We start from the raw sequence: 23,294 nt of genomic DNA on the forward strand, positions 1-23,294 counted from the left end.
CCCTCAGATACTGGCCGCCCACTCGTAGCGGTGTTCGGGGCGGCCCGTGTCGCCGTACTTGAGGCTCAGCCTGACCCGGCCCGTGCGTTCCAGGAGCTTCAGATAGCGCTGTGCCGTCTGCCGGCTCAGCCGGGTGCGGTCCGCCAACTCCTGGGCCGAGAGCGGGCCTTCCGCGGCCATGAGCGCCCGGCGCACCAGCTCCGCCGTGGTGGGGGAGTGGCCTTTGGGCAGTTCGGGGGCCGGAGTCGCCGAGAGTGCGCCGAAAATGCGGTCGACCTCGGCCTGCTCGGCCTCGCCCCCGCCGTCCAGCGTGCGGCGCAGTGTCGCGTACGCGTCGAGCTTGGCGCGAAGGCCGGCGTAGGAGAACGGCTTGACCAGGTACTGGAGCGCGCCGTGCCGCATCGCCGCCTGCACCGTGGCGACGTCGCGCGCCGCGGTCACCATGATCACGTCGGCCTGGTGGCCCCGCTCGCGCAAGCTGCGGACGACCGAGAGGCCGGTCTCGTCGGGGAGGTAGTGGTCCAGCAGCACCAGGTCGACGGGCACGTTCTCGACGAGGCGCAGGGCCTCGGCGGCGTCGTGCGCCTTGGCCACCACGCGGAAGCCGGGGACCTTCGCCACATAGGCGGCGTTGACGTCCGCGACCCGGGTGTCGTCGTCCACGACGAGGACGTCGATCATCGCGGTTCCTTCGGGGCGCTGGTCATCGTGGCTCCTTCGGGGCTCCGCCCGTCGTGCTCCTGCGGGGTGACGGGTTCGGGATCCTCCTTGGGGGCGAGCCCGGGCTCTGTGAGTGCCTCCGGCAGGACGACGGTGAACTCCGCGCCCCCGTCCGGCGTTCCGCCGGCCCGCGCGCTGCCGCCCTGCCGTTCGGCGAGCCTGCGGACCAGGGCGAGGCCGATGCCGCGCTTGCCGTGGGCCGGGGGCTCCTTGGTGGTCCACCCCTCGGTGAAGATCGTCTCGCGCCGGTCGGCGGGCACTCCCGGACCGGAATCGCGCACCTGAAGGACCACGGTTCGCCCGTCGGCGCGTACATCGACCTCCACGCGCGCGTGGCGGGTGCCGGCGGCGGCGTCGAGGGCGTTGTCCACGAGGTTGCCGACGATCGTGACGAGGCCGCCCGGGTCGACGAGGCGGTCGGGCAGCACGCTGTGGCGCGGCACGGAGAGCGCGACGCCCCGCTCCGCGGCGACCGTGGCCTTGCCGACGAGCAGGGCGGCGAGCAGCGGATCACGGATCTTCTCGGTGATCTGCTCGGCGGTCACCCGGTGGGCGCCCGCCACCTCGCCGACGAACTCCGCCGCCTCCTCGTACATCTCCAGTTCGAGCAGGCCGAGGAGCGTGTGCATGCGGTTGGCGTGTTCGTGGTCCTGGGCGCGGAGGGCGTCGATGAGGCCGCGGGTGGAGTCGAGTTCGCGGCCGAGCTGTTCGAGCTCCGTGCGGTCGCGCAGGGTCGCGACCGCGCCTCCGTCGTCGGTCGGCATGCGGTTGGCGACCAGGACGCGCTGCCCGCGCACGGTCAGCAGGTCGGTGCCGGTCACCCGCCCCGCGAGCACGTCGGTCGTACGCCCCGGGCCGAGCGCCTCGTCGAGCGGCCGGCCGATCACCTCCGTGCCGAGGCCGAGGAGCCGCTGCGCCTCGTCGTTGAGCAGCCGGACGCGGCCCGCGCGGTCGAGGGCGACGACCCCCTCACGGATGCCGTGCAGCATGGCCTCGCGCTCCGCGAGCAGGGCGGAGATGTCCGAGAAGGCGAGGTCGCGGGTCTGTCGCTGCACCCTGCGGGAGATCAGGTACGCGGCGAGCGCGCCGACGGCGAGAGCCCCGCCCGCGTAGGCGAGCAGCCCGGGGATCGAGTGCACCAGCCGGGCCCGCACACTGTCGTACTCGATGCCCACGGAGACCGCGCCGACGATGTCCCCATGCGCGCCCCGCAGCGCCACCTTGCCGCGGGCCGAGCGGCCCAGGGTGCCGTTGTCGATCTCCATGACGTCATGGCCCGCGATGGCATCGCTGGGGTCAGTCGAGACGACCTTGCCGATCTGGCCGGGGTCCGTGTGGGACCAGCGCACACCCTCCTTGTTCATGATCACGACGTACTCGGCTCCGCTGGCCCGCCGGATCCGCTCGGCCGCCGCCTGGACCGGCCCGTCGGCCGTGGGTCGCGAGGCCGACAGGTCCTCGGCGATCCGCGGCTGAGCGGCCGTCGTCTGGGCGATGGCGAGCGCACGGCGCATGGCCTGGTCGTCGAGCTGGTCGCCGAGCGGCGCGAGGAAGAGGCCGGTGGCGAGCACCGCGACCCCGGCGGCGATCGCCAGCTGCATCAGCAGCACCTGCGAGAACACGCGCCGCGGCAGGCCGAGGCGGAGGCGTCGCGCGGGGGAGGTCGGGCTCATGGGTACGAACGGTACGGCCGCCGACGGGCTTCTTCGAAGTCACTGTGGCGGGGATCTCGTAGGAGGGCGGGGCGGCGCGGCGCGGGGCCGGGGACGGTTCCGGAGCAACGGCCGGAGCCGGTGCCCGCATCCGGAGCCGGCTCTACCGGAGGCCCGTGCCCAAGCAGCGCCCAGCTATGGATGTCCGTACAGCGCGCGGGGCTGCCCTAGAGCGCGTCCGGCGACGGGCTCCCGTCCGCCCCCTCCTGGACCGCCCGCACCGCCGTGACGTCCATCCGCGCGGGTGACCCGATGGCCGCGCCGCAGCTCTCCGGGCGCGGCGGCAGTGAGACCCCCCGCGTGACGGCGACCCGCCACCGGCGGCCGTCGGTGTGCGCGACGGTCACCTCCCAGTGCGGGCCCGTGCCGTCCGTACGGACGACGTCCAGGGCTCCCGTCGCGTACTCGCCGATCGCTCGGCGCACCGCGAGTTCGGCGGCCTGTCCGGGGCGCTCCCAGGCGGAGTTCCCCCGGCAGCCCTCGATGACGACGCGGCCTGTGCGGGCCGCGGCGAGGATCTCCTTGACGCCGGACGCGTGCGCCCGGCCGTACGCATATCCGTGGGGCAGCACGAGCAGCGTGGGGGAGAAGCGATGGCCACCCAGATGAGTGATTTCCCAGACCTCTTCCTCACCCGAGGCGGCCAGCTGGGCGGCGAGGGGCCTGCCGAGCAGGGCGCAGCAGCGGTCGCGTTTGCCGTTGGTGCAGACGAGCGCGAGCGGGGCGCCGGTGTGCGGGGTGCCGAAGTCGCCGTGGTCTCCGGCGCCCAGGGCCGCGAAGTCGAGTTCGAGGAGCCGGCGCGGGTCCTCGGTCGCCGCACCGCGCAGCCAGGTGCGACCGGGGGCGGTGTGCCCGACGTACACCTGCTGCCTCGTCGGCGTGTGCCGGTCCGCGTGGCGGCCGGGGCGGCGGATGAGGGCGACGCGTACGCCGGTTCCCTCGGCGGCCGACTCCAGGGCGCGGCCGACCTCCGGGTCGAGATGGCTGGACCTGAGCGCCTTGGCGCCCCAAGGGCCCGGTTGCTCCAGCAGAAGCCATGTCCTTGCGGTGGCCGCGGTGCCCGCGAGAGGCTCGTCCAGGTCCCGCGAGGCGGTCGCGCACGTACTCACGCAGGTGAGCCTAACCCGCGGCCTCCCCGCTGATTCACGCCTCGGCGGGGACGGAAGAGCCTGGGCCCGAGTCAGGATGCCGGGGACGGCATCGGCTGGGGCGGACGCAGGCCGACGTACTGGCCGCTGGGGCGCATGCGCAGCGGGCGCTCGCCGTACTCCTCCAGGGCGTGCGCGATCCAGCCCGCCGTGCGCGCCACCGCGAAGACGGTCTCGCCCGCCTCCGCCGGCATCCCCGTGGAGACCGTGAGGACGGCCAGCGCGAGGTCGACGTTGGCCCGCAGATCGGTGTGGCGGGCGGTGGTGGCCACCACGTCACGGGCCGCGGCGAGGGCGGGCCGGGCCTTCGGCAGCGCCTCCAGGAGGGCGAACAGCGCCTGCGCGCGCGGGTCCTCGCCCGGGTAGAGGCGGTGGCCGAGCCCGGGAATGCGGCGCCCGGCGCGGAGCTCGTCGGCGACGACGGGGGCCGCGCTGCCGCGATCGAGCACGTCGAGCAGCATGCGGTGGGCCAGGCCGCTCGCCGCGCCGTGCAGAGGGCCTTCCAGGACGCCGAGCCCGGCCGACACCGCGGCGTAGGGGTGGGCGCGCGCCGAGGCGGCGACCCGGACGGCGAGCGTCGACGCGGCGAGATCATGGTCGACGAGCAGCGCGAGGGCCGTGTCCAGCGCGTGCAACGCGGCCTCGCCGGGCTTCGTGCCGGTCAGGCGTGCCCAGAGGCGGCGGGCCAGGGGGCCTTCGTCACGGTGACCGGACAGGACCGGCGGGAGAGCGGCCACGAGGGTGGGGATCAAGGTGCGTCCGGTGCCGATCACCGCCTCTTCGGAGAGGTCGAACCGGAGCGGGTCGGCGGCGGCGGCGGAGACGGCCGCGACGCGCAGCCGGTCGGTCGGACCGCTGTGCTGGGGCAGTGCGTTGACCGCACGACGGGCCGCGGCGACGGTTTCCTTGGGGGCGGTGAAAGCGGTGCCGCGGTGCAGGACGCCGGTCCAGAGCCACTCGGCGACCTCTTCGTAGGAATGGTTGAGGGCGAGCTCCGTCGCGTCGACACCGCGGTAGTAGTAGCGGTCCTTGTCGATGAGCGTGATGCGGGTGCGTACGGAGAGTTCGTTGCCGCTGGTCGGCGCGGCCGGCTCCCGCCTGTTCCTGCGGGCCAGCGCCTCGACCTCCTTGGCGTCGAACGTGCTTCCCCGCGCTCCCGGGCCGCGACGGCTGCTGAGCAGGCCCCGGCTCACGTACGCGTACACGGTCTCGGGCTTCACGCCGAGGGCCTCGGCGGCCTCCTTGGTGCTCAGTCGCCGGTCTCCGTGCGTGGTTCCTTGATCCGTCATGGGCGTCACCGTATCCCCATCGCGACAACTGTATGAGTATATTGATCCAATCAATATTGACAGAAGTTGAGTCAAGCATGGACAGTCCAATCAAGTCCAGGGAGGAAGTCGAGGAAGAACATGCCGATCAATGGCTCCACTGCCACCCCCGCCGAACCCGTAGAGGTCCCACGAGGACTCGCGGGCGTCGTCGTCACCGAGACCGCACTCGGGGACGTCCGGGGACACGAGGGCTTCTACCACTACCGCCAGTACTCCGCCGTCGAGCTCGCGCAGAAGCGCAGCTTCGAGGACGTATGGCACCTGATGTTCCACGGCGAGCTGCCGGACGCCGTGCAGGGCGCCGCGTTCGCCGCGCACACCGCGTCGCTGCGTCACCTGCCCGACGAGGTGCGTGAGGCGCTGCCCGCCGTCGCCCGCGCCGGTGTGCTGTCGGGTCCACTCTCCGGGCTCCGCACCGCACTGTCGCTGTTCGGGGCGTCGAAGGGCTTCCGACCGGTGTACGACATCGACGACGACCGGCGCCGCACGGACGCACTGGCCGCGTCCGCCGTGGTACCGACGCTGCTCACCGCGCTGTACCGGCTCGGGCAGGGGCTCAATCCCGTGGAACCGCGCGACGACCTGTCGTACGCCGCCAACTACCTCTACATGCTCACCGGTTCGGAGCCCGAACCCGCGCGCGCCCGGGCGATCGAGCAATACTTGATCTCGACCATTGACCACGGGTTCAACGCGTCAACGTTCACCGCCCGGGTCATCGCATCGACCGGCGCGGACGTGGCGGCCTGCCTGGTCGGCGCGGTCGGTGCGCTCTCCGGCCCGCTGCACGGCGGCGCGCCGAGCCGCGCCCTGGACACCCTCGACGCGATCGGCACCCCCGACCGCATCGACGGCTGGATCCGCGAGAGGGTCCTCGCAGGCGACCGCATCATGGGCTTCGGGCACCCCGTCTACCGCACCGAGGACCCGCGCTCGCGCATGCTGCGAGGCATCGCCGAGGAATTCGGCGGCGGCATGGTGGAGTTCGCGGTCGAGGTCGAGCGGCGCGTCGAGGCGATCCTGGCGGAGCTGAAGCCGGGACGGGAGCTGCACACGAACGTGGAGTTCTACGCCGGTGTCGTCATGGAGCTCTGCGGGCTGCCACGTGAGATGTTCACGCCGACGTTCGCGTCCGCGCGCGTGGTCGGCTGGAGCGCCAACATCCTGGAACAGGCGAGGGATTCGAAGATCATTCGGCCGGCGGCGCGGTACGTGGGGGCGCCCGCACCGGCTCCGGTGCCGACGGCAGGTGTCGCGCGCTAGGCGACCGCGGCTCTTCAGCACCCTTCGGCGTGGAGGTCATGCAACCTCCACGCCACGGAGGAGCCGGACGCCTGCGTCCGGCTCACGCCTCCGGGATGTCCACCCTGGCGCGGACCAGGGTCTCCCTGCTGATCACGACGATGCGTTCGTAGTCGGCTCGTGCCGCATCGGCGGGCAGCTCGCTGTCGAGCGTGTCGGTCCTGTCCGTCCCGATCACTGCGAAGTTGCCGTCGGTGAGTTCGAAAATGTCGGGGCAGGTCTGCCCCGTCTGGCTGCCCCGCTCGCGCGGAGGCACACCGATGCGGCGCACGATCTTCAATGCGATCCCGGTCCTTGGGGTCAGAGAGGTGAAAACGGGGCCAGCGTACCGGGCGATGCTGGTGATGTTGGCTTGAAGTAATCCAACTGGCCCTACTCGGTGGGAGGTTCGCCCACCACCCACCACCGCTCCGTCTCGGCGTTGTCCAGCTCCTCGGCCAGCCGGTCCACCACGCGCCCCACCTTGGCCTCGTCGGACGCGTAATCCAGGCTCGCGCGATGGTGCCGGGTGGCCTCCCAGAATTCGCGGAAGATCGGGTTCTGGCACATCACCCGAAGGTGTCCATACAACTCCTGAAGGGTCGTCGCGCCGATGCGATGGGCGTGCAGCGCGTTGATGTAGAGCGTGTTGGCGAAGAGGAACTGCCGCTGCCGCTCGGGTGGCACGCTCTCGTCGTACGTGTCCAGGACCGCGGCCAGCGCGGTGTCCCCCATCGCCTTGCAGAGCAGGTCGAAGTGGAGCCGGTGCTGTTCGGCGAGCGCCGCGTTGCGCCGCTGGAGGGCCAGGGCCGCGCGTTCACGCTCGGCGGCCTGGCGCTCGCGTCGCGCGAGGTGGGCCGAATGACGCCGCCCCTTGGACCAGAGCAGCATGAACGTTCCTGTGGCGAATGAGAGCCCCGCCACCGCGGCCGGACCCACCCCCCGTATCGACATCTTCTGTGTGGCCATGTCAACCCCCGAATCGGCGACCGTCCGCCGGTCGTCGGATGCGGGTCGACGGGGAGCGGACCGGCGAGCGGTGGGCGGTGCGCTTGCCGTCTCCCAGGGTGCCGAGCGGCTCTGATCGGCGGGGAGGCGGAGAGGAGGCGCACGGAAGGAAGCAGGGGTCGCACATCCCGGCGCCGTGCCTGACGTGTGCCCCGCGAGCGCCGCTAACAATCGTTCACTTCGCGGCCCGGCCACGCCCGCCTATCCTGGGGCGGTCCCTTCGTCGTACGGGCTCCGCCGCCGCCCGTACCAGCGTCGACACGAGAGGTCAGCGTTGAACAAGCAGCAGATCCCGGTCGTCGTCCTGGCCGGTTTTCTGGGTTCGGGCAAGACGACCCTGCTCAACCATCTGCTGCACCGCAGCGGCGGCAGCCGGATCGGTGCGATCGTCAACGACTTCGGTTCGATCGAGATCGACGCCATGGCGGTCGCCGGGCAGCTCGGCGACTCGACCGTCTCGCTGGGCAACGGATGCCTGTGCTGCGCCGTGGACGCGAGTGAACTCGACGAGTACCTGGAGCGGCTCGCAGGACCCGCCGCGCGGATCGACGTCATCGTCATCGAGGCGAGCGGCCTCGCGGAGCCGCAGGAGCTGGTGAAGATGGTCCTCGCCAGCGAGAACCCGCACATCGTGTACGGGGGGCTCGTCGAGGTCGTCGACGCCGCGGAGTTCGACGCCACCAGGGAGCGCCATCCCGAGGTGGACCGGCATCTGGGCATCGCCGACCTCGTCGTGGTCAACAAGGCCGACCGGGTGCCCGACGCGGAGCGTGAGCGCGTCCTCGACGCCGTCCGCGGGCTCGCGGGGCGTGCGGCCGTCGTCGCCGCCTCGTACGGCCGCGTCGACGTGGAGCTGCTCTTCGACCGTGCGCCGGCGGGGGAGCGGGTCGGGCAGCTCTCCTTCGACGACCTGCGGGACGGCGCCGGCACCGACAGCGGCACTGGCGCCGACGACCGAGCCCACCACGGCCACCTGCACTCCGGCTACGAGAGCCTCTCCTTCACCTCAGAGGCGCCCCTGGGGCCGCGCCCCCTGATGGCCCTGCTCGACAGCAGGCCCGAAGGGCTCTACCGCATCAAGGGGTACGTCGACTTCGGCGCCGCCGACCCGCTGAACCGGTACGAGGTGCACGCCGTGGGGCGGTTCCTGCGCTTCTACCCGCAGCCGTGGGCTCCGGACGAGCCGCGCCTGACCCAGCTGGTGCTCATCGGCTCCGGCATCGACGTACCGGCTCTGGAGAAGGAGCTCGAGGCCTGTCGCGAGTACGCCCCACACGCCGACGAGCGGGGCATGTGGGGCGTACTGCGCTACGTCCAGGAGCCGGACGAGGAACCCTAGGGATCCAGGGCCCGTCTCACACCGGCCCGGCCACCGCGGCCACCGGCTTCGCGAGCGAGACGCCCGAACCGTCGCGGCGCGGGTCGATCTCCGGCAGCTCGGCCGGGGCCCCGTTCCGCTGGGCCGCGTGCGGCGGTGTCGGGCCCGCCCAGGCGAAGCTCAGGCAGTCCTCGCCCTTCAGGAAGCGCTGGACGCGGACACCGCCGGTGGCGCGCCCCTTGCGCGGGTACTGGTCGAACGGCGTGAGCTTGGCCGTCGTCTGCACCGAGTCGTCGAGGGTGCCGCGCGAACCAGCCACCGTGAAGACGACCGCCTCCACCGCCGGATCCACCGCCGAGAAGGAGATGACCTTCACACCGTCGGCGAGCTTGATGCCCGTCATGCCTCCGGCGGGACGCCCCTGGGGACGCACCACCGAGGCCTGGTAGCGCAGGAGCTGGGCGTCGTCCGTGATGAAGACCAGGTCCTCCTCGCCGGTGCGCAGCTCGGCCGCGCCGACGATCCGGTCACCTTCCCTGAGGGTGATGACCTCCAACTCCTCCTTGTTCGACGGATAGTCGGGGACCACCCGCTTGACGACGCCCTGCTCGGTGCCGAGCGCGAGACCCGGCGAGGACTCGTCGAGCGTCATCAGGCAGATCAGCTTCTCGTCCTTCTCCAGGGAGAGCAGCTCGGAGACGGGCGCCCCTCCCGAGAGGTTGGGCGCGGCGGCCGTCTCCGGCAGCTGGGGAAGGTCCACCACGGAGAGGCGCAGCAACCGCCCCCCGGAAGTGACCGCGCCCACCTCGCCGCGCGCCGTCGCGGGCACCGCGGAGACGATCACGTCGTGCTTGACGCGCTTGGTGTCGCCGTCGGCGAGGGGCTCGCCGTTGGCCGTACGGGCCAGCAGGCCCGTCGACGACAGGAGCACCCGGCACGGGTCGTCCGCCACCTGCAGCGAGACCGTGGCGGCCGGGGAACCCGTCGACTCCAGGAGCACCGTGCGCCGGTCGGTGCCGAACTTCTTGGCCACGGCGGCCAGTTCGGCGGAGACCAGCTTGCGAAGCTCCGCGTCGGAGTCGAGGATGCCGGTCAGCTCGTCGATCTCGCCGTTGAGCTTGTCGCGCTCGGTCTCCAGCTCGATGCGGTCGAACTTGGTCAGGCGGCGAAGCGGGGTGTCCAGGATGTACTGCGTCTGGATGTCGCTCAGCGAGAAGCGCCCGATCAGGCGCTCCTTGGCCTGGGCGGAGTTGTCGCTGGAGCGGATGAGGCGGATGACCTCGTCGATGTCCAGGAGGGCGACCAGGAGGCCCTCGACCAGGTGCAGGCGGTCGCGCTTCTTGCCGCGGCGGAACTCGCTGCGGCGGCGCACCACGTTGAACCGGTGGTCGAGGTAGACCTCAAGGAGCTCCTTGAGGCCGAGGGTGAGGGGCTGGCCGTCGACCAGCGCCACGTTGTTGATGCCGAAGGACTCCTCCATCGGCGTCAGCTTGTAGAGCTGCTCAAGGACGGCCTCCGGGACGAAGCCGTTCTTGACCTCGATGACCAGGCGCAGTCCGTGCGCGCGGTCGGTGAGGTCCTTGACGTCGGCGATGCCCTGGAGCTTCTTCGAGCCGACCAGGTCCTTGATCTTGGAGATGACCTTTTCGGGTCCTACGGAGAACGGCAGTTCGGTGACGACCAGGCCCTTGCGGCGCGCCGTCACGTTCTCCACGGAGACCGTGGCGCGGATCTTGAAGGAGCCGCGGCCCGATTCGTACGCGTCCTTGATGCCGGTCAGGCCGACGATCCGGCCGCCCGTGGGCAGGTCGGGGCCCGGCACGTACTTCATCAGGGTCTCGAGGTCGGCCCCGGGGTGCTTGATCAGGTGGCGGGCGGCGGCGATGACCTCGCCGAGGTTGTGCGGCGGCATGTTCGTCGCCATGCCGACCGCGATGCCGGACGCGCCGTTGACCAGGAGGTTCGGGTAGGCCGCGGGGAGAGCGGTCGGCTCCCTCTCCTGCCCGTCGTAGTTCGGCTCGAAGTCGACGGTGTTCTCGTCGATCGACTCCGTCATCAGGGAGGTGGCGTCGGCCATCCGGCACTCGGTGTACCGCATGGCGGCCGGCGGGTCGTCGTTGCCGAGCGAGCCGAAGTTGCCGTGGCCGTCCACCAGGGGGAGGCGCATCGAGAAGGGCTGGGCCATGCGCACCAGGGCGTCGTAGATCGACGCGTCGCCGTGCGGGTGCAACTTACCCATGACCTCGCCGACGACGCGGGCGCACTTCACATAGCCGCGGTCGGGGCGCAGGCCCATCTCGTTCATCTGGTAGACGATCCTGCGGTGCACCGGCTTCATGCCGTCGCGGGCGTCCGGCAGGGCGCGGGAATAGATGACCGAATACGCGTACTCGAGGAAGGAGCCCTGCATCTCGTCGACGACGTCGATGTCGAGGATCTTCTCCTCGTACGAGTCGTCGGGCGGCGGGGTCTTCGTGCTGCGGCGGGCCATCGCTGCTGCGGCTCCTTCACCAACATGTGCGGGTTCTGACGCCGACCATTGTGGACTGTCCCACTGACATCGCAGACCACGACCCGTGCACCGGGGGCGTCACACGTGACTACGCCGAGGGCGGAGCGGGAACTTCGTCAGGTGCTGACACGCTTGCATACAGTGGCAGGACTGGCAGCAATTGTTCTGATCCAGCGATGATCCAGCGATCGAAGGGACGTACATGCCCATGGGTCACACGGCCACAGCCGAGGCCGGCTCCGGCGGCCTGACAGCGACCGAGCACCGGCTGGCCAACGGCCTGCGCGTGGTGCTCTCCGAGGACCACCTGACCCCGGTCGCCGCGGTCTGCCTCTGGTACGACGTCGGCTCCCGCCACGAGGTCAAGGGGCTTACCGGCCTCGCCCACCTCTTCGAGCACCTGATGTTCCAGGGCTCGAAGCAGGTGCACAACAACGGCCACTTCGAGCTGGTCCAGGGCGCGGGCGGGTCGCTCAACGGCACGACGAGCTTCGAGCGCACCAACTACTTCGAGACCATGCCCGCCCACCAGCTGGAGCTGGCCCTGTGGCTCGAGGCCGACCGGATGGGCTCGCTGCTCTCGGCACTCGATGAGGAGTCGATGGACAACCAGCGCGACGTCGTCAAGAACGAGCGCCGCCAGCGCTACGACAACGTCCCGTACGGCACGGCCTTCGAGAAGCTGACCGCCCTCTCGTACCCGGAGGGCCACCCCTACCACCACACGCCGATCGGCTCCATGGCCGACCTCGACGCGGCGACCCTGGAGGACGCGCGCGCGTTCTTCCGCACGTACTACGCGCCGAACAACGCCGTCCTCTCGGTCGTCGGCGACATCGATCCGGAGCGGACGCTCGCCTGGATCGAGAAGTACTTCGGCTCAATCCCGGGCCACGACGGCAAGCAGCCGCCGCGCGACGGCGCCCTGCCCGAGCGCATCGGCAAGGAGCTGCGTGAGGTCGTCGAGGAGGATGTGCCGGCCCGCGCCCTGATGGCCGCCTACCGCCTCCCCGAGGACGGCACGCGCGCGTGCGACGCGGCCGACATCGCCCTCACCGTCCTCGGCAGCGGCGAGTCCTCCCGGCTGTACAACCGCCTCGTGCGCCGTGACCGCACCGCCGTCGCCGCCGGATTCGGTCTGCTGCGCCTCGCGGGGGCGCCCTCGCTCGGCTGGCTGGACGTGAAGACCTCCGGTGACGTGGAGGTCCCCGTCATCGAGGCCGCCGTCGACGAGGAGCTGGCCCGCCTCGCCGCGGAAGGCCCCACTCCGGAGGAGATGGAGCGCGCCCAGGCGCAGTTGGAGCGCGAGTGGCTGGACCGGCTCGGTACGGTCGCGGGCCGCGCCGACGAACTCTGCCGGTACGCCGTCCTGTTCGGCGACCCGCAGCTCGCCCTGACCGCCGTGCAGCGCGTCCTCGACGTCACCGCGGAAGAGGTCCAGGAGGTCGCCGCGGCGCGCCTGCGACCGGACAACCGCGCGGTGCTCGTCTACGAACCCGTGACCGTCGCCGACGACGGCGAAGAAGGCGAAGAGGGCGAAAAGGGCATGGAGTACGCCGAGGAAGAGGAGGCGGCGAAGTGACCGAGGCCGCGACGACGATGCAGTTCCACCCACAGCCCAAGGCGGGCGCGGCCAAGCCCTGGGCCTTTCCGGCACCCCGGCGCGGCACGCTGCCCAACGGCCTCACCGTGCTGCGGTGCCACCGCCCCGGCCAGCAGGTCGTCGCCGTCGAGATCCACCTCGAAGCGCCGCTCGACGCCGAGCCCGAAGGCCTCGACGGCGTCGCCACGATCATGGCGAGGGCCTTCAACGAGGGCACCGACAAGCACTCCGCCGAGGAGTTCGCCGCCGAGCTCGACCGCTGCGGCGCCACGCTCGACGCGCACGCCGACCACCCGGGCGTGCGGGTCTCCCTCGAGGTCCCGGTCTCCAGGCTCCCCAAGGCGCTCGGCCTGCTCGCCGACGCCCTGCGGGCCCCCGCCTTCGCGGACGGCGAGATCGAACGGCTCGTACGCAACCGCCTGGACGAGATCCCGCACGAGGCCGCCAATCCGGCGCGCCGCGCCGCCAAGGAGCTCTCCAAGCAGCTGTTCCCGCCGACCTCGCGCATGTCCCGGCCGCGCCAGGGCAGCGAGGAGACGGTCGCGGCCATCGACTCGGCGGCGGTGCGCGCCTTCTACGAGAAGCACGTCAGGCCCGCCACGGCCACCCTCGTCGTGGTCGGCGACCTGACCGGAATCGACCTGGACGCCGTCCTCAAGGACACCGTCGGCGCCTGGACCGGCTCCGCGGGCGAGCCGCGCCCTGTACCGCAGGTGACCGCCGACGACCACGGCCGCGTCGTCATCGTGGACCGCCCCGGAGCGGTCCAGACGCAGCTGCTGATCGGCCGCGTCGGCGCCGACCGGCACGACCGCGTCTGGCCGGCCCAGGTCCTCGGCACGTACTGCCTCGGCGGCACCCTCACCTCCCGCCTCGACCGGGTGCTGCGCGAGGAGAAGGGGTACACCTACGGGGTGCGGGCGTTCAGCCAGGTGCTGCGTTCGGCGCCGGACGGGACGGGCGCCGCGATGCTCGCCATCAGCGGCTCCGTGGACACCCCGAACACCGGGCCGGCGCTCGGGGACCTCTGGAAGGTGCTGCGCACCCTCGCCGCCGAGGGCCTTACCGACGCCGAGCGCGACGTGGCCGTGCAGAATCTGGTGGGCGTCGCCCCGCTCAAGTACGAGATGGCCGCCTCGGTCGCGGCCACGCTCGCCGACCAGGTCGAGCAGAACCTGCCGGACGACTTCCAGGCGCAGCTGTACCGGCGGCTGGCCGACACCGGCACCGTGGAGGCCACCGCGGCCGTCGTGAACGCCTTCCCCGAGGACCGCCTGGTGACGATCCTCGTCGGGGACGCCGCGATGATCGAGGAGCCCGTCAGGGCCCTCGGGATCGGCGACGTGAGCGTGGTCACGGGCTGAGTGTGGTTCCAGGCCGAGCGAGGTCCCGGGCCGAGTGAGGCCCGCGTGGACTGAGTGACAGTCAGGACATTTCGGGACCCCGGCGACCGTTTCGGCCGCCGGGGTCCTCATATGTCCGGATTCATATGGTGGTTGCCTGTCTGCCGTGTGGCGTGCGCTACAAAAGTCGCGTTCTGTTTGTGGATTGAAAGAGGCCCCGTTTAGCGTCGGTCCGGCTGTTCGTCGCGCACCACGCCGCATCCGCGGCACCGGACAGTCATCGCCGAGTCCCCGTACGGCGCGAGCCAGGGGAGCCGGGGACCCACATGTCCCCTGGGGTGAATCGGGCACCTTGCCGCGAGGTGAGGGACCCGTAGGAGACCTTCCTGCTCCGAACCCGTCAGCTAACCCGGTAGGCGAGAGGGAAGGAAAGGATCACCCGCCACATGGCGTTCACCCGTGCCACCGGGAAGCACCGTCGTCCGAGCCGCCTCACGCGGACCACCGCGAACGTCGCCGGTGTCGCGGCGCTCACCACCACCGGTGTCATCGGAGGCCTCGCCGCCCCCGCGCTGGCCGCCGCCGACGAAGCGGCCGTCGAGCACACCGGCCTCACCCAGGCGATATCCGTCGGCGACTCGCTCGCCGAGAGCATCGACGCGCAGGCCGCCGCGCAGCGCCAGGCCGCCGACGACGCCGCTGCCGCCCAGAAGGCCGAAGAGGCCGCCAAGAAGAAGGCCGCGGAGGAGAAGCGCAAGGCCGAGGCCGAGGCGAAGGCGAAGGCCGAGAAGGAGCGCAAGGCCAAGGAGCGCGCCGCCCGCGAGGCCGAGCGCAAGCGCCTGAACACCTACGTCGCCCCGATCGCGGGCTCGTACGTCTCCACGGGTTACCAGACCGGCGGCGCCATGTGGTCCTCCGGCAGCCACACCGGCATCGACTTCCATGCCGCGTCCGGCACCGCCGTCCACGCGGTCGGCTCCGGCACCGTGGTCGAGGCGGGCTGGGGCGGCGCCTACGGCAACAACGTGGTCATCAAGATGAACGACGGTACGTACACCCAGTACGGCCACATGTCGTCCCTCGGTGTCACCGTCGGCCAGACGGTCACCCCGGGCCAGCAGATCGGCCTCTCCGGCTCCACCGGCAACTCCAGTGGCCCGCACCTCCACTTCGAGGCCCGCACCGGCCCGGAGTACGGCTCGGACATCGACCCGATCGCCTACCTCCGCTCGCACGGCGTCAACGTCTGAGCGACGGACTGCACGGCTCCCGCAGCACTCCACGAAAGCCCCGGCTCCTCCCGAGCCGGGGCTTTCGTCCTTGCGCCCCTCCGCATCCCCGGACCCCCGGAACTCTCCTCGCAGGGCCCTTGGCCAAAAGATATCCACGAATTCCGGACCGCCGTCGGAAATTCCGACGCTCTGCAATAGAGTCACTGAATGAGCGTCGGTCGACCGCGTTTCGCGGGGATGAAGGCGGAGGTCCGGTCATGCGTGTTCCCGCGCATTCGGTATGCACGGCCATTCGGAACGACATTGTCGCCGGTGTCCACGAAAGAGGCGGCCGGCTCACCGAGGACCTCCTCGCGCGCCGCTACGGCGTCTCGCGCGTCCCGGTCCGCGAGGCCCTGCGCACCCTGGAGGCCGAGGGGTTCGTCGTCACCCGCAGACATGCGGGCGCCTGTGTCGCGGAGCCCACGGAGCAGGAGGCGGCGGACCTCCTCGAGGTCCGGACGCTGCTCGAACCGCTCGCCGCGGCACGCGCCGCGCAGCGCCGCACGGACGCCCACCTCAAGGTCCTGCGCGGTCTCGTCAGGATGGGCCGCGAGCGCGCCGGGAGTGGTCAGGGGGAGGATCTGCGGTCCCTGGGCGGCTGGTTCCACGAGACGCTCGCCCAGGCGTCCGGCAGCCCCGGCCTCAGCGCGCTGCTGACCCAGCTCCGGCAGAAGACCGCCTGGATGTACGTCGTCGACCGTCCGGCGGCGCCGGCCGAGTCCTGGTCCGAGCATGCCGAGATCCTGGACGCGGTCGCCCGCGGGGACGCCGAGCGCGCCAGGGCGCTCACCGCCGCGCACGCCGCGCGGGTGGCGGCCACCCACCGCCTGCGTCACGGGGGACGGCCAGGACCCGAGCGCGTGAGGAATTCGCAACATGCCGTAAACACGGTGAGCCTCCGGAATTAACGGAGACGCCGTATATAAAGAAAGAGTCAATCCATCACGCGTAAACGCCGATGGGGTCGCCCGGAATTCCGGGCGACCCCATCGGCGCATTTTCCAGGAATGTGTCCTAGACCGTCTCCGGAAGCTCCTCGAGCCCCTCCGAGACCAGCTTCGCCAGCCGGTCGAGGGCGGCGTCCGCGCCTTCGGCGTCGGAGGCGAGCACGATCTCCTCGCCACCCTGGGCACCCAGGCCGAGCACCGCGAGCATCGAGGCGGCGTTGACCGGGTTGCCGTCGGCCTTGGCGATCGTCACGGGGACGCCGGAGGCCGTGGCCGCACGGACGAAGATGGAGGCGGGTCGGGCGTGAAGGCCCTCGGCCCAGCCGACGTTGACGCGGCGCTCAGCCATGTGTTGCTGCCCTTCCAGGTGTCTCACACTTGTCTAGACCAGTGTCTCATGCCGTCGCGGGTGCTCTGTCGGACGTAAGTCCTGCTCCCGGCCGCCTTCGACCCGTCCTAGCCTGCCCCGGCCCCGACGGCGGCGCGACCCGTACCCTGGGCCCCATGCAGACCGCGTCGGATCAGCAGGATCGGCACGACTACCCCTCCCACTGGGAAGCCGATGTGGTGCTGCGCGACGGGGGGACCGCCCGGATCAGGCCCATCACGGCCGAGGACGCGGACCGTCTGATCAGCTTCTACGAGCAGGTGTCCGACGAGTCGAAGTACTACCGCTTCTTCGCGCCCTACCCCCGCCTCTCCGCCAAGGACGTGCACCGCTTCACCCACCACGACCAGGTGGACCGGGTCGGGCTCGCGGCCACGGTGGGCGGCGAGTTCATCGCCACCGTGCGCTACGACCGCATCGACGAGCGCGGCATGGCCGCCAGCGCGCCCGCCGACGAGGCCGAGGTCGCCTTCCTCGTGCAGGACGCCCACCAGGGCCGGGGCGTCGCCTCCACGCTCCTCGAACACATCGCGGCTGTCGCCAGGGAGCGCGGCATCCGCCGGTTCGCGGCCGAGGTGCTGCCCGCCAACACCAAGATGATCAAGGTGTTCACGGACGCGGGCTACCAGCAGAAGCGCAGCTTCGAGGACGGCGTCGTCCGCCTGGAATTCGGCCTGGAGCCGACGGACCGCTCGCTCGCCGTGCAGCGCGCCCGCGAACAGCGCGCCGAGGGACGCTCCGTGCAGCGCCTCCTGACGCCTGGCTCGGTCGCGGTGATCGGCGTGGGCCGGGCCCCCGGCGGCGTGGGCCGCAGCGTCCTGCACAACCTCAAGGAATCCGGCTTCACCGGGCGCCTGTACGCGGTGAACAGCGCGTTCGGAGAGGGGACCGGTGCTGTCGGGGAGGGGACCGGTGCTGATGGCACCTCCGGCGCCGCTGTCGACGCAGTGCCCGCGCACCGCTCCGTCGCCGACATCGGGGAGCAGGTGGACCTGGCGGTGATCGCCGTGCCCGCCGACCGGGTCCCCCAGGTCGTCGCCGAGTGCGGTGAGCGCGGGGTGCAGGGCCTCGTGGTGCTCTCGGCGGGGTACGGGGAGAGCGGCCCCGAGGGGCGCGAGCGCCAGCGCGAGCTGGTCCGCCAGGCCCGGTCGTACGGCATGCGGATCATCGGCCCGAACGCCTTCGGCGTGATCAACACCTCCCCGCAGACACGGCTCAACGCCTCGCTCGCTCCGCAGTCCCCCGCGCGCGGGCGCATCGGTCTGTTCACCCAGTCCGGCGCGATCGGCATCGCCCTGCTCTCCGGACTGCACCGGCGGGGCGCCGGTCTCTCCACGTTCGTCGGCTCCGGCAACCGCGCGGACGTGTCCGGCAACGACCTCCTCCAGTACTGGTACGAGGACCCCGACACCGACGTCACGCTGATGTACCTGGAGACCATCGGCAACCCGCGCAAGTTCACCCGCCTCGCACGGCGTTCGGCGACCGCCAAGCCACTCGTCGTCGTCCAGGGCGCCCGGCACAGCGGCATCGCGCCGACCGGCCACGCCGTGCAGGCCACCCGCCTGCCGCACGCCACGGTCTCGGCGCTGCTGCGCCAGGCGGGCGTCATCCGCGTCGACACCGTCACCGAGATGGTCGACGCGGGGCTGCTCCTCGCGGACCAGCCACTGCCGTCCGGGCCCCGCGTGGGCATCCTCGGGAACTCCGAGTCGCTCGGCCTCCTCACGTACGACGCGTGTGTCGCCGACGGCCTGCGGCCACTGCCGCCCCGCGACCTCACGACCGGCGCCGTCCCCGCCGACTTCCGGGCCGCGCTCGCCGAGGCGCTGTCGGACGACGGCTGCGACGCGGTGATCGTCAACGCGATCCCCTGGGTGGGCGAGGACGGGGCGGCCACCGACCCCGGGACGCTGGCCACGGAGTTGCGGGCGGCGGCCGCGGGATGCCCCGCGAAACCCGTGGCCGTGGTCCACGTGGAGCTCGGCGGGCTCGCCGAGGCGCTGGCGGCCGCCACCAGCACCCGGCCCGACGCGACCGTCCCCGTGCCGGGCGCGGCCGGGACAGGGGGCGCCGCGGGCGGCACAGCGGGCGCGTCGGGCTCGGCGGGAAGCGGCAGAACGGCCGGGCCGCCCACCGCTCCGCCCGCCGGTGCCACGGCCGACCCCACGGACCAGTACCGCATCCCCGCCTACCCCGCCGCCGAGCGCGCCGTGCGCGCCCTCTCCGAGGCCGTCAAGTACGCCCAGTGGCGGCGCGAGGCGGCCGAGCCGGGCCGGGTGCACGAGTACGACGACATCGACGAGAGCGGGGCCGCCGGGCGCATCGAGGAGCTGCTCGCCAAGGACGGCGACCCGCGCGGTGTCACGCTCGCCCCCGACGACGCCCACGAGCTGCTCGGGCGGTACGGCATCCGCGTACGGCAGGCGCTGCCCGCGCCCGGCCCCGACGCGGCGGCCGAAGCCGCGCGGGCCATCGGCTACCCGGTGGCCCTGAAGACCACGGCCCCGCACCTGCGCCACCGCGCCGACCTCGGCGGGGTCCGCCTCGACCTCGCCGACGAGGAGCAACTGCGCCGGGCCTACCAGGAACTGACCGACCTCTTCGGCAAGCCCGCCGAGCTGCGGCTCGTGGTGCAGGGCATGGTGCCGCGCGGTGTCGACACGGTCGTACGCGCGGTCATCGACCCGGCGGCCGGAGCGGTGCTCTCCTTCGGCCTCGCGGGCGCCGCGTCCGAGCTGCTCGGCGACACCGCGCACCGGCTCATCCCGGTCACCGACCGGGAGGCGGTCTCCCTGGTCAGATCCATCCGGACCGCGCCGCTCCTCTTCGGCTGGCGCGGCTCGGCCCCCGTCGACACCCCGGCCCTCGAAGAGCTGCTCCAGCGGGTCTCCCGGCTCGTCGACGACCACCCCGAAGTGGTCGCCGTCTCCCTGGAGCCCGTCGTCGTCGCCCAGCGCGGCCTCTCCGTGCTCGGCGCCTCCGTCCGGCTCGCGCCCCCGCCGGCCCGCGACGACCTGGGCCCACGCACCCTTCCCGGCTACTGAGAGCCTGTCTTTGAACCCCCGTCGTCCGCGCGAAGCGCGGGCGCAGGGGTTCAAAGACAGGCTCTGAGGCGCCCGCGGGGCACCGTGCGCCCCGCACCGGGCCGTAGGATGGACGGCATGGCAAAGACCGGTACGACGACCCAGGGGCTGCGCGCGGCGATCGAGCGCAGCGGCTACTACCCGGCCCTCGTGGCCGAGGCGGTGGAGGCCGCGATCGGCGGCGAGGCCATCGGGTCGTACCTGGTCCACCAGGAGACGACGTTCGACGCCAACGAAGTGCGCAGGCACGTCACCGTCCTCGTCCTGACCGGCACGCGCTTCATCGTCAGCCACACCGACGAGCAGGCGGCGGACAGCACCTCCCCGACGCCGTACGCGACGACCTCCACCGAGTCGGTCAAGATCGGCCGCATCTCCTCGGTCGTGGTGAGCCGCGTCGTCGCCAACCCCGAGAAGTACGTGCCAGGGACGCCGCCGCGCGAGGTCGTCCTGACCATCGGCTGGGGCGCCGTGTCCCGCATCGACCTGGAGCCCGCCGCCTGCGGCGACCCCAACTGCGAGGCCGATCACGGGTACACGGGCAGCTCCACCGCCGACGACCTCAGCCTCCGCGTCAGCGAGGCGGGCGACGGCCCCGACGCCGTACGGCAGACCCTCGCCTTCGCCCAGGCGCTGTCCGAGGCGACCGCGGACACCGCTCGCTGATGTCCCTGCCCTCCTGGGACGACGTACAACCGCTCTCCCTCGACACCGCACCTGTGCCCGCCTACGGCTCCGGATCGCTGGCCGACCTGCTGCCCACGCTCGTCGCCCACCAGGGCGTCGACGGCTTCACGCCCACCATCGCCGAGCTCGCGCCGGCCGACCGGAACTGCGTCTTCCTGATTGACGGCCTCGGCTGGGAGCAGCTCAGGGCCCACCCGGACGAGGCGCCCTTCCTGGCGTCGTTGCTGCAGAGCTCGCGGGGCGGCACGGGCCGGCCTCTCACCGCGGGCTTCCCCGCCACCACGGCGAGCTCGCTCGCCTCGGTCGGCACGGGACTGCCCCCCGGCGCCCACGGCCTGCCCGGCTACACCGTCCGGGACCCGGCCACCGGCGCGCTGATGAACCAGCTCCGCTGGAACCCGTGGACCGATCCGCACGCCTGGCAGCCGTACCCCACCGTCTTCCAGCAGGCGCACGCCGCCGGTGTGCACACCGCGCAGGTCTCGTCCCCGACGTTCGAGCACACGCCGCTGACCAAGGTCGCCCTCAGCGGCGGCTCCTTCCGCGGCAGGCTCTCCGGAGAGGACCGCATGGACCTCGCCGCGCAGCAACTGGCCGCCGGGGACCGCTCCTTGGTGTACACGTACTACGCGGAAGTCGACGGCAAGGGCCACCGCTTCGGGGTCGACTCCGACGCCTGGCGCGGTCAGCTGATGTACGTCGACCGGCTGGCCCAGCGCCTCGCCGAACAGCTGCCGCCGCGCAGCGCCCTGTACGTCACCGCGGACCACGGCATGATCGACATCCCGTTCGACGAGGCGTCCCGCATCGACTTCGACGAGGACTGGGAGCTGCGCGCCGGAGTCGCCCTCCTCGGTGGAGAGGGCCGTGCCCGGCACGTCTACGCGGTGCCGGGGGCCGAGAACGACGTCCTGACGGTGTGGCGCGAGGTGCTCGGCGAGCAGTTCTGGGTGGCCTCCCGCGACGAGGCGATCGCCGCGGGGTGGTTCGGTCCACACATTGATCAACGTGTGTACGACCGCCTCGGTGACGTGATCGCCGCCGCCCACGACGACGCGGCGATCATCGCTTCGGAGCGCGAGCCCAACGAGTCCGCCCTCGTGGGCATGCACGGCTCCATGACCCCCGTCGAGCAGCTCGTCCCGCTCCTCGAAGTACGCTCCTGACCCACTCTCCTCACCCCGTACGCCCCTGAAAGGTCCGCAACTCCCCATGTCCGAGCTGGTGTTCTTTTCCGGGACGATGGACTGCGGGAAGTCGACCTTGGCCTTGCAGATCGTCCACAACCGTTCCGCTCGTGGGCTGCAGGGGCTGATCTTCGCCCGTGACGACCGTGCGGGGGAGGGCAAGCTCTCCTCGCGGCTCGGCCTGGTGACGGACGCGGTGGAGGCACGTCCCGGTCTCGATCTGTACGGCCGTGTTGTGGGAGAGCTGTCGCGGGGCGGCCGGGTCGACTACGTGATCGCGGACGAGGCACAGTTCCTGGCCCCGGACCAGATCGACCAGCTGGCGCGGGTCGTGGACGATCTGGACCTCGACGTCTTCGCGTTCGGCATCACCACGGACTTCCGCACCAAGCTGTTCCCCGGTTCGCAGCGGTTGATCGAACTGGCGGACCGCCTGGAGACGTTGCAGGTCGAGGCGATGTGCTGGTGCGGAGCACGGGCCACGCACAACGCCAGGACGGTGGACGGGCAGATGGTGGTCGAGGGCGAGCAGGTCGTAGTGGGCGACGTCGACCGGTCACCCGAGGAAGTCGGCTACGAGGTCCTGTGCCGCCGCCACCACCGCAACCAGCTGACGAGCGCGACGGCGCGTGCGGCGGCGCTGTCTCCCGACGTGCTGCCAGTCGCTTCCGCGTAAAGAGCCTGTGTCATATCCCCGGATTTCCTGCGGTAGTTCCCGCCGAAGCCCCCGGCGGGAACTACCCGATGCCCTCGGGATCAGTCCGCGTCGGGCGAGTGCACCAGCGCGAAGACCGCGCCCTCGGGGTCCGCGACCGTTGCCGTCCGGCCATGATCACCGGTCTTGGCCGGCTCGATGACATGGCCGCCGAGCTCGCCCACCCGGTCGACCGCCTCGTCGACGTCGGCGACCTCGAAGTACGTCATCCAGTGCGGGCCGCGATCGCGCGGCAGGGCCTGGCCGAGACCGTGTACGGAGGCCACCGGGCGGCCGTCGACGCGCAGTGTCACATGGTCGGAGTCGGCCGAGACGACGGCCTCTTCGGTGCAGCCGAAGACGGACTGGTAGAACTTGAGGACGCCGGCGGTCTCCCGGGTCACCAACTCGTTCCAGACCGGTGTGCCGGGCCTGCCGAGCACCGCCGTACCCAGGTGGGCCGCGGCCTGCCAGATGCCGAACACCGCGCCCGCCGGGTCGGACGCGATGGCCAGCCGCCCGGCCTCGCCCGCGTCGATCGGGCCGACCCCGAGCGTGCCGCCGCATTGCCGTACCGCGTCCGCCGTCGCGTCCGCGTCGTCCGTCGCCAGGTAGGTCGTCCAGGCGATGGGCAGGTGACGGTCGGTCGGCAGCCGCCCGATGCCCGCCACCTCGCGGCCGTCCAGCATCGCCCGCACGTACGGCCCCAGCTGCTGGGGGCCCGGCCGGAACTCCCAGCCGAAGAGCGCTCCGTAGAACTCCTGGGTCGCGGTCAGGTCATGCGTCATCAGACTCACCCAGCAGGGCGTGCCGGGCCCTCGTCGGCCGGTCCCCGCGCTGTTGCGCCGCGCCTTCCCCAAGGACTGCGCCGAGTCCTCGCCAGGTAGGACCCCATTCGCCCGCGCCTCGGTCATCGTCACCCTCTCCTCGGCCGTCCATGACGGCCGGTCAGCTAACACTCTCGAATGCGCGCACGTGCGCCGCGCAACTCGCGCCCGTGCAGATGCTCGCACCGCCCGCCCCGCCGCGCGGTTCGACCGCGCCGCGCTGTCCGG

General features: G+C 71.9%; 19 protein-coding genes and 1 riboswitch. Of the genes, 10 read left to right on the forward strand and 9 right to left on the reverse strand.

Features of this window, described 5'->3' with window-relative positions; genetic code table 11:
* Window positions 1-3: 3 nt before the first annotated feature.
* The 4 genes from ACFVYR_RS19765 to ACFVYR_RS19780 form a co-directional block, all read right to left on the reverse strand.
* Window positions 4-681 (reverse strand): response regulator, encoded by a 678-nt coding sequence (locus ACFVYR_RS19765; protein WP_384257263.1) that lies wholly within the window; start codon window positions 679-681, stop codon window positions 4-6.
* Complete coding sequence (locus tag ACFVYR_RS19770; RefSeq protein ID WP_384257261.1) at window positions 678-2,393, reverse strand: ATP-binding protein; 1,716 nt, start codon at window positions 2,391-2,393, stop codon at window positions 678-680. The genes ACFVYR_RS19765 and ACFVYR_RS19770 overlap by 4 nt, the downstream gene beginning before the upstream one ends.
* Before the next feature lie 206 nt (window positions 2,394-2,599).
* Window positions 2,600-3,541 carry a sucrase ferredoxin gene (locus ACFVYR_RS19775; protein WP_384257258.1) on the reverse strand — a complete coding sequence of 314 codons (942 nt, stop codon included), beginning with the start codon at window positions 3,539-3,541 and terminating at the stop codon, window positions 2,600-2,602.
* 71 nt (window positions 3,542-3,612) lie between these two features.
* Window positions 3,613-4,869, reverse strand: coding sequence for a citrate synthase family protein (locus tag ACFVYR_RS19780; RefSeq protein WP_384257255.1), 1,257 nt, complete (start codon window positions 4,867-4,869; stop codon window positions 3,613-3,615).
* A 120-nt stretch (window positions 4,870-4,989) separates the two neighbouring features.
* On the opposite strand from ACFVYR_RS19780, the gene ACFVYR_RS19785 reads away from it, so the two are divergent.
* Window positions 4,990-6,174 carry a citrate synthase/methylcitrate synthase gene (locus ACFVYR_RS19785; protein WP_384257253.1) on the forward strand — a complete coding sequence of 395 codons (1,185 nt, stop codon included), beginning with the start codon at window positions 4,990-4,992 and terminating at the stop codon, window positions 6,172-6,174.
* Window positions 6,175-6,256: 82 nt separating this feature from the next.
* Here the strand turns inward: ACFVYR_RS19785 and ACFVYR_RS19790 are convergent, their stop codons facing one another.
* Window positions 6,257-6,493 carry a hypothetical protein gene (locus ACFVYR_RS19790; protein ID WP_384257250.1) on the reverse strand — a complete coding sequence of 79 codons (237 nt, stop codon included), beginning with the start codon at window positions 6,491-6,493 and terminating at the stop codon, window positions 6,257-6,259.
* A gap of 92 nt (window positions 6,494-6,585) precedes the next feature.
* The gene (locus ACFVYR_RS19795; protein WP_384257248.1) at window positions 6,586-7,161 is read right to left on the reverse strand and encodes a DUF6082 family protein; all 576 of its coding nucleotides are present in this window, start codon (window positions 7,159-7,161) and stop codon (window positions 6,586-6,588) included.
* A gap of 313 nt (window positions 7,162-7,474) precedes the next feature.
* Here ACFVYR_RS19795 and ACFVYR_RS19800 point away from each other — a divergent pair, with 313 nt between their 5' ends.
* On the forward strand, window positions 7,475-8,539 hold the full coding sequence (locus ACFVYR_RS19800; RefSeq protein ID WP_384257245.1) for a CobW family GTP-binding protein: 1,065 nt from the start codon (window positions 7,475-7,477) through the stop codon (window positions 8,537-8,539).
* 16 nt (window positions 8,540-8,555) lie between these two features.
* Here ACFVYR_RS19800 and ACFVYR_RS19805 read toward each other — a convergent pair whose 3' ends face one another.
* Window positions 8,556-11,009 carry a DNA topoisomerase (ATP-hydrolyzing) subunit A gene (locus tag ACFVYR_RS19805; RefSeq protein ID WP_384257243.1) on the reverse strand — a complete coding sequence of 818 codons (2,454 nt, stop codon included), beginning with the start codon at window positions 11,007-11,009 and terminating at the stop codon, window positions 8,556-8,558.
* A 223-nt stretch (window positions 11,010-11,232) separates the two neighbouring features.
* Here ACFVYR_RS19805 and ACFVYR_RS19810 point away from each other — a divergent pair, with 223 nt between their 5' ends.
* The 4 genes from ACFVYR_RS19810 (at window position 11,233) to ACFVYR_RS19825 (ending at window position 16,158) form a co-directional block, all read left to right on the forward strand.
* Complete coding sequence (locus ACFVYR_RS19810; RefSeq protein ID WP_384257240.1) at window positions 11,233-12,612, forward strand: M16 family metallopeptidase; 1,380 nt, start codon at window positions 11,233-11,235, stop codon at window positions 12,610-12,612.
* A complete protein-coding gene (locus ACFVYR_RS19815) occupies window positions 12,609-13,997 on the forward strand; it encodes a M16 family metallopeptidase (protein WP_384257238.1) in 1,389 nt (462 codons plus the stop codon). Before ACFVYR_RS19810 ends, ACFVYR_RS19815 begins: the two co-directional genes overlap by 4 nt.
* 250 nt (window positions 13,998-14,247) lie before the next feature.
* Window positions 14,248-14,410, forward strand: a riboswitch (cyclic di-AMP (ydaO/yuaA leader).
* A gap of 12 nt (window positions 14,411-14,422) precedes the next feature.
* Window positions 14,423-15,226 (forward strand): M23 family metallopeptidase, encoded by an 804-nt coding sequence (locus ACFVYR_RS19820; protein ID WP_384257235.1) that lies wholly within the window; start codon window positions 14,423-14,425, stop codon window positions 15,224-15,226.
* Window positions 15,227-15,465: 239 nt separating this feature from the next.
* Window positions 15,466-16,158 (forward strand): GntR family transcriptional regulator, encoded by a 693-nt coding sequence (locus tag ACFVYR_RS19825; RefSeq protein WP_384257233.1) that lies wholly within the window; start codon window positions 15,466-15,468, stop codon window positions 16,156-16,158.
* Between the two features lie 106 nt (window positions 16,159-16,264).
* Here the strand turns inward: ACFVYR_RS19825 and ACFVYR_RS19830 are convergent, their stop codons facing one another.
* A complete protein-coding gene (locus ACFVYR_RS19830; protein ID WP_138962230.1) occupies window positions 16,265-16,546 on the reverse strand; it encodes an HPr family phosphocarrier protein in 282 nt (93 codons plus the stop codon).
* A gap of 155 nt (window positions 16,547-16,701) precedes the next feature.
* Between ACFVYR_RS19830 and ACFVYR_RS19835 the strand changes: the two genes are divergently transcribed.
* From ACFVYR_RS19835 to ACFVYR_RS19850, 4 genes are all read left to right on the forward strand, one after another.
* Window positions 16,702-19,632, forward strand: a complete 2,931-nt coding sequence (locus tag ACFVYR_RS19835) for a GNAT family N-acetyltransferase (protein ID WP_384260128.1) — start codon at window positions 16,702-16,704, stop codon at window positions 19,630-19,632.
* Between the two features lie 117 nt (window positions 19,633-19,749).
* The gene (locus tag ACFVYR_RS19840) at window positions 19,750-20,337 is read left to right on the forward strand and encodes a DUF5998 family protein (RefSeq protein WP_362375845.1); all 588 of its coding nucleotides are present in this window, start codon (window positions 19,750-19,752) and stop codon (window positions 20,335-20,337) included.
* Complete coding sequence (locus ACFVYR_RS19845; protein ID WP_384260126.1) at window positions 20,337-21,524, forward strand: alkaline phosphatase family protein; 1,188 nt, start codon at window positions 20,337-20,339, stop codon at window positions 21,522-21,524. The genes ACFVYR_RS19840 and ACFVYR_RS19845 overlap by 1 nt, the downstream gene beginning before the upstream one ends.
* A 46-nt stretch (window positions 21,525-21,570) precedes the next feature.
* A complete protein-coding gene (locus ACFVYR_RS19850; protein WP_384260124.1) occupies window positions 21,571-22,221 on the forward strand; it encodes a thymidine kinase in 651 nt (216 codons plus the stop codon).
* Between the two features lie 80 nt (window positions 22,222-22,301).
* Here the strand turns inward: ACFVYR_RS19850 and ACFVYR_RS19855 are convergent, their stop codons facing one another.
* Window positions 22,302-23,027, reverse strand: coding sequence for a VOC family protein (locus ACFVYR_RS19855; protein WP_384260122.1), 726 nt, complete (start codon window positions 23,025-23,027; stop codon window positions 22,302-22,304).
* Window positions 23,028-23,294 lie beyond the last annotated feature (267 nt).

Origin of the sequence: Streptomyces sp. NPDC058284, assembly GCF_042881135.1 — a bacterium.
Classification (GTDB): Bacteria; Actinomycetota; Actinomycetes; order Streptomycetales; family Streptomycetaceae; genus Streptomyces.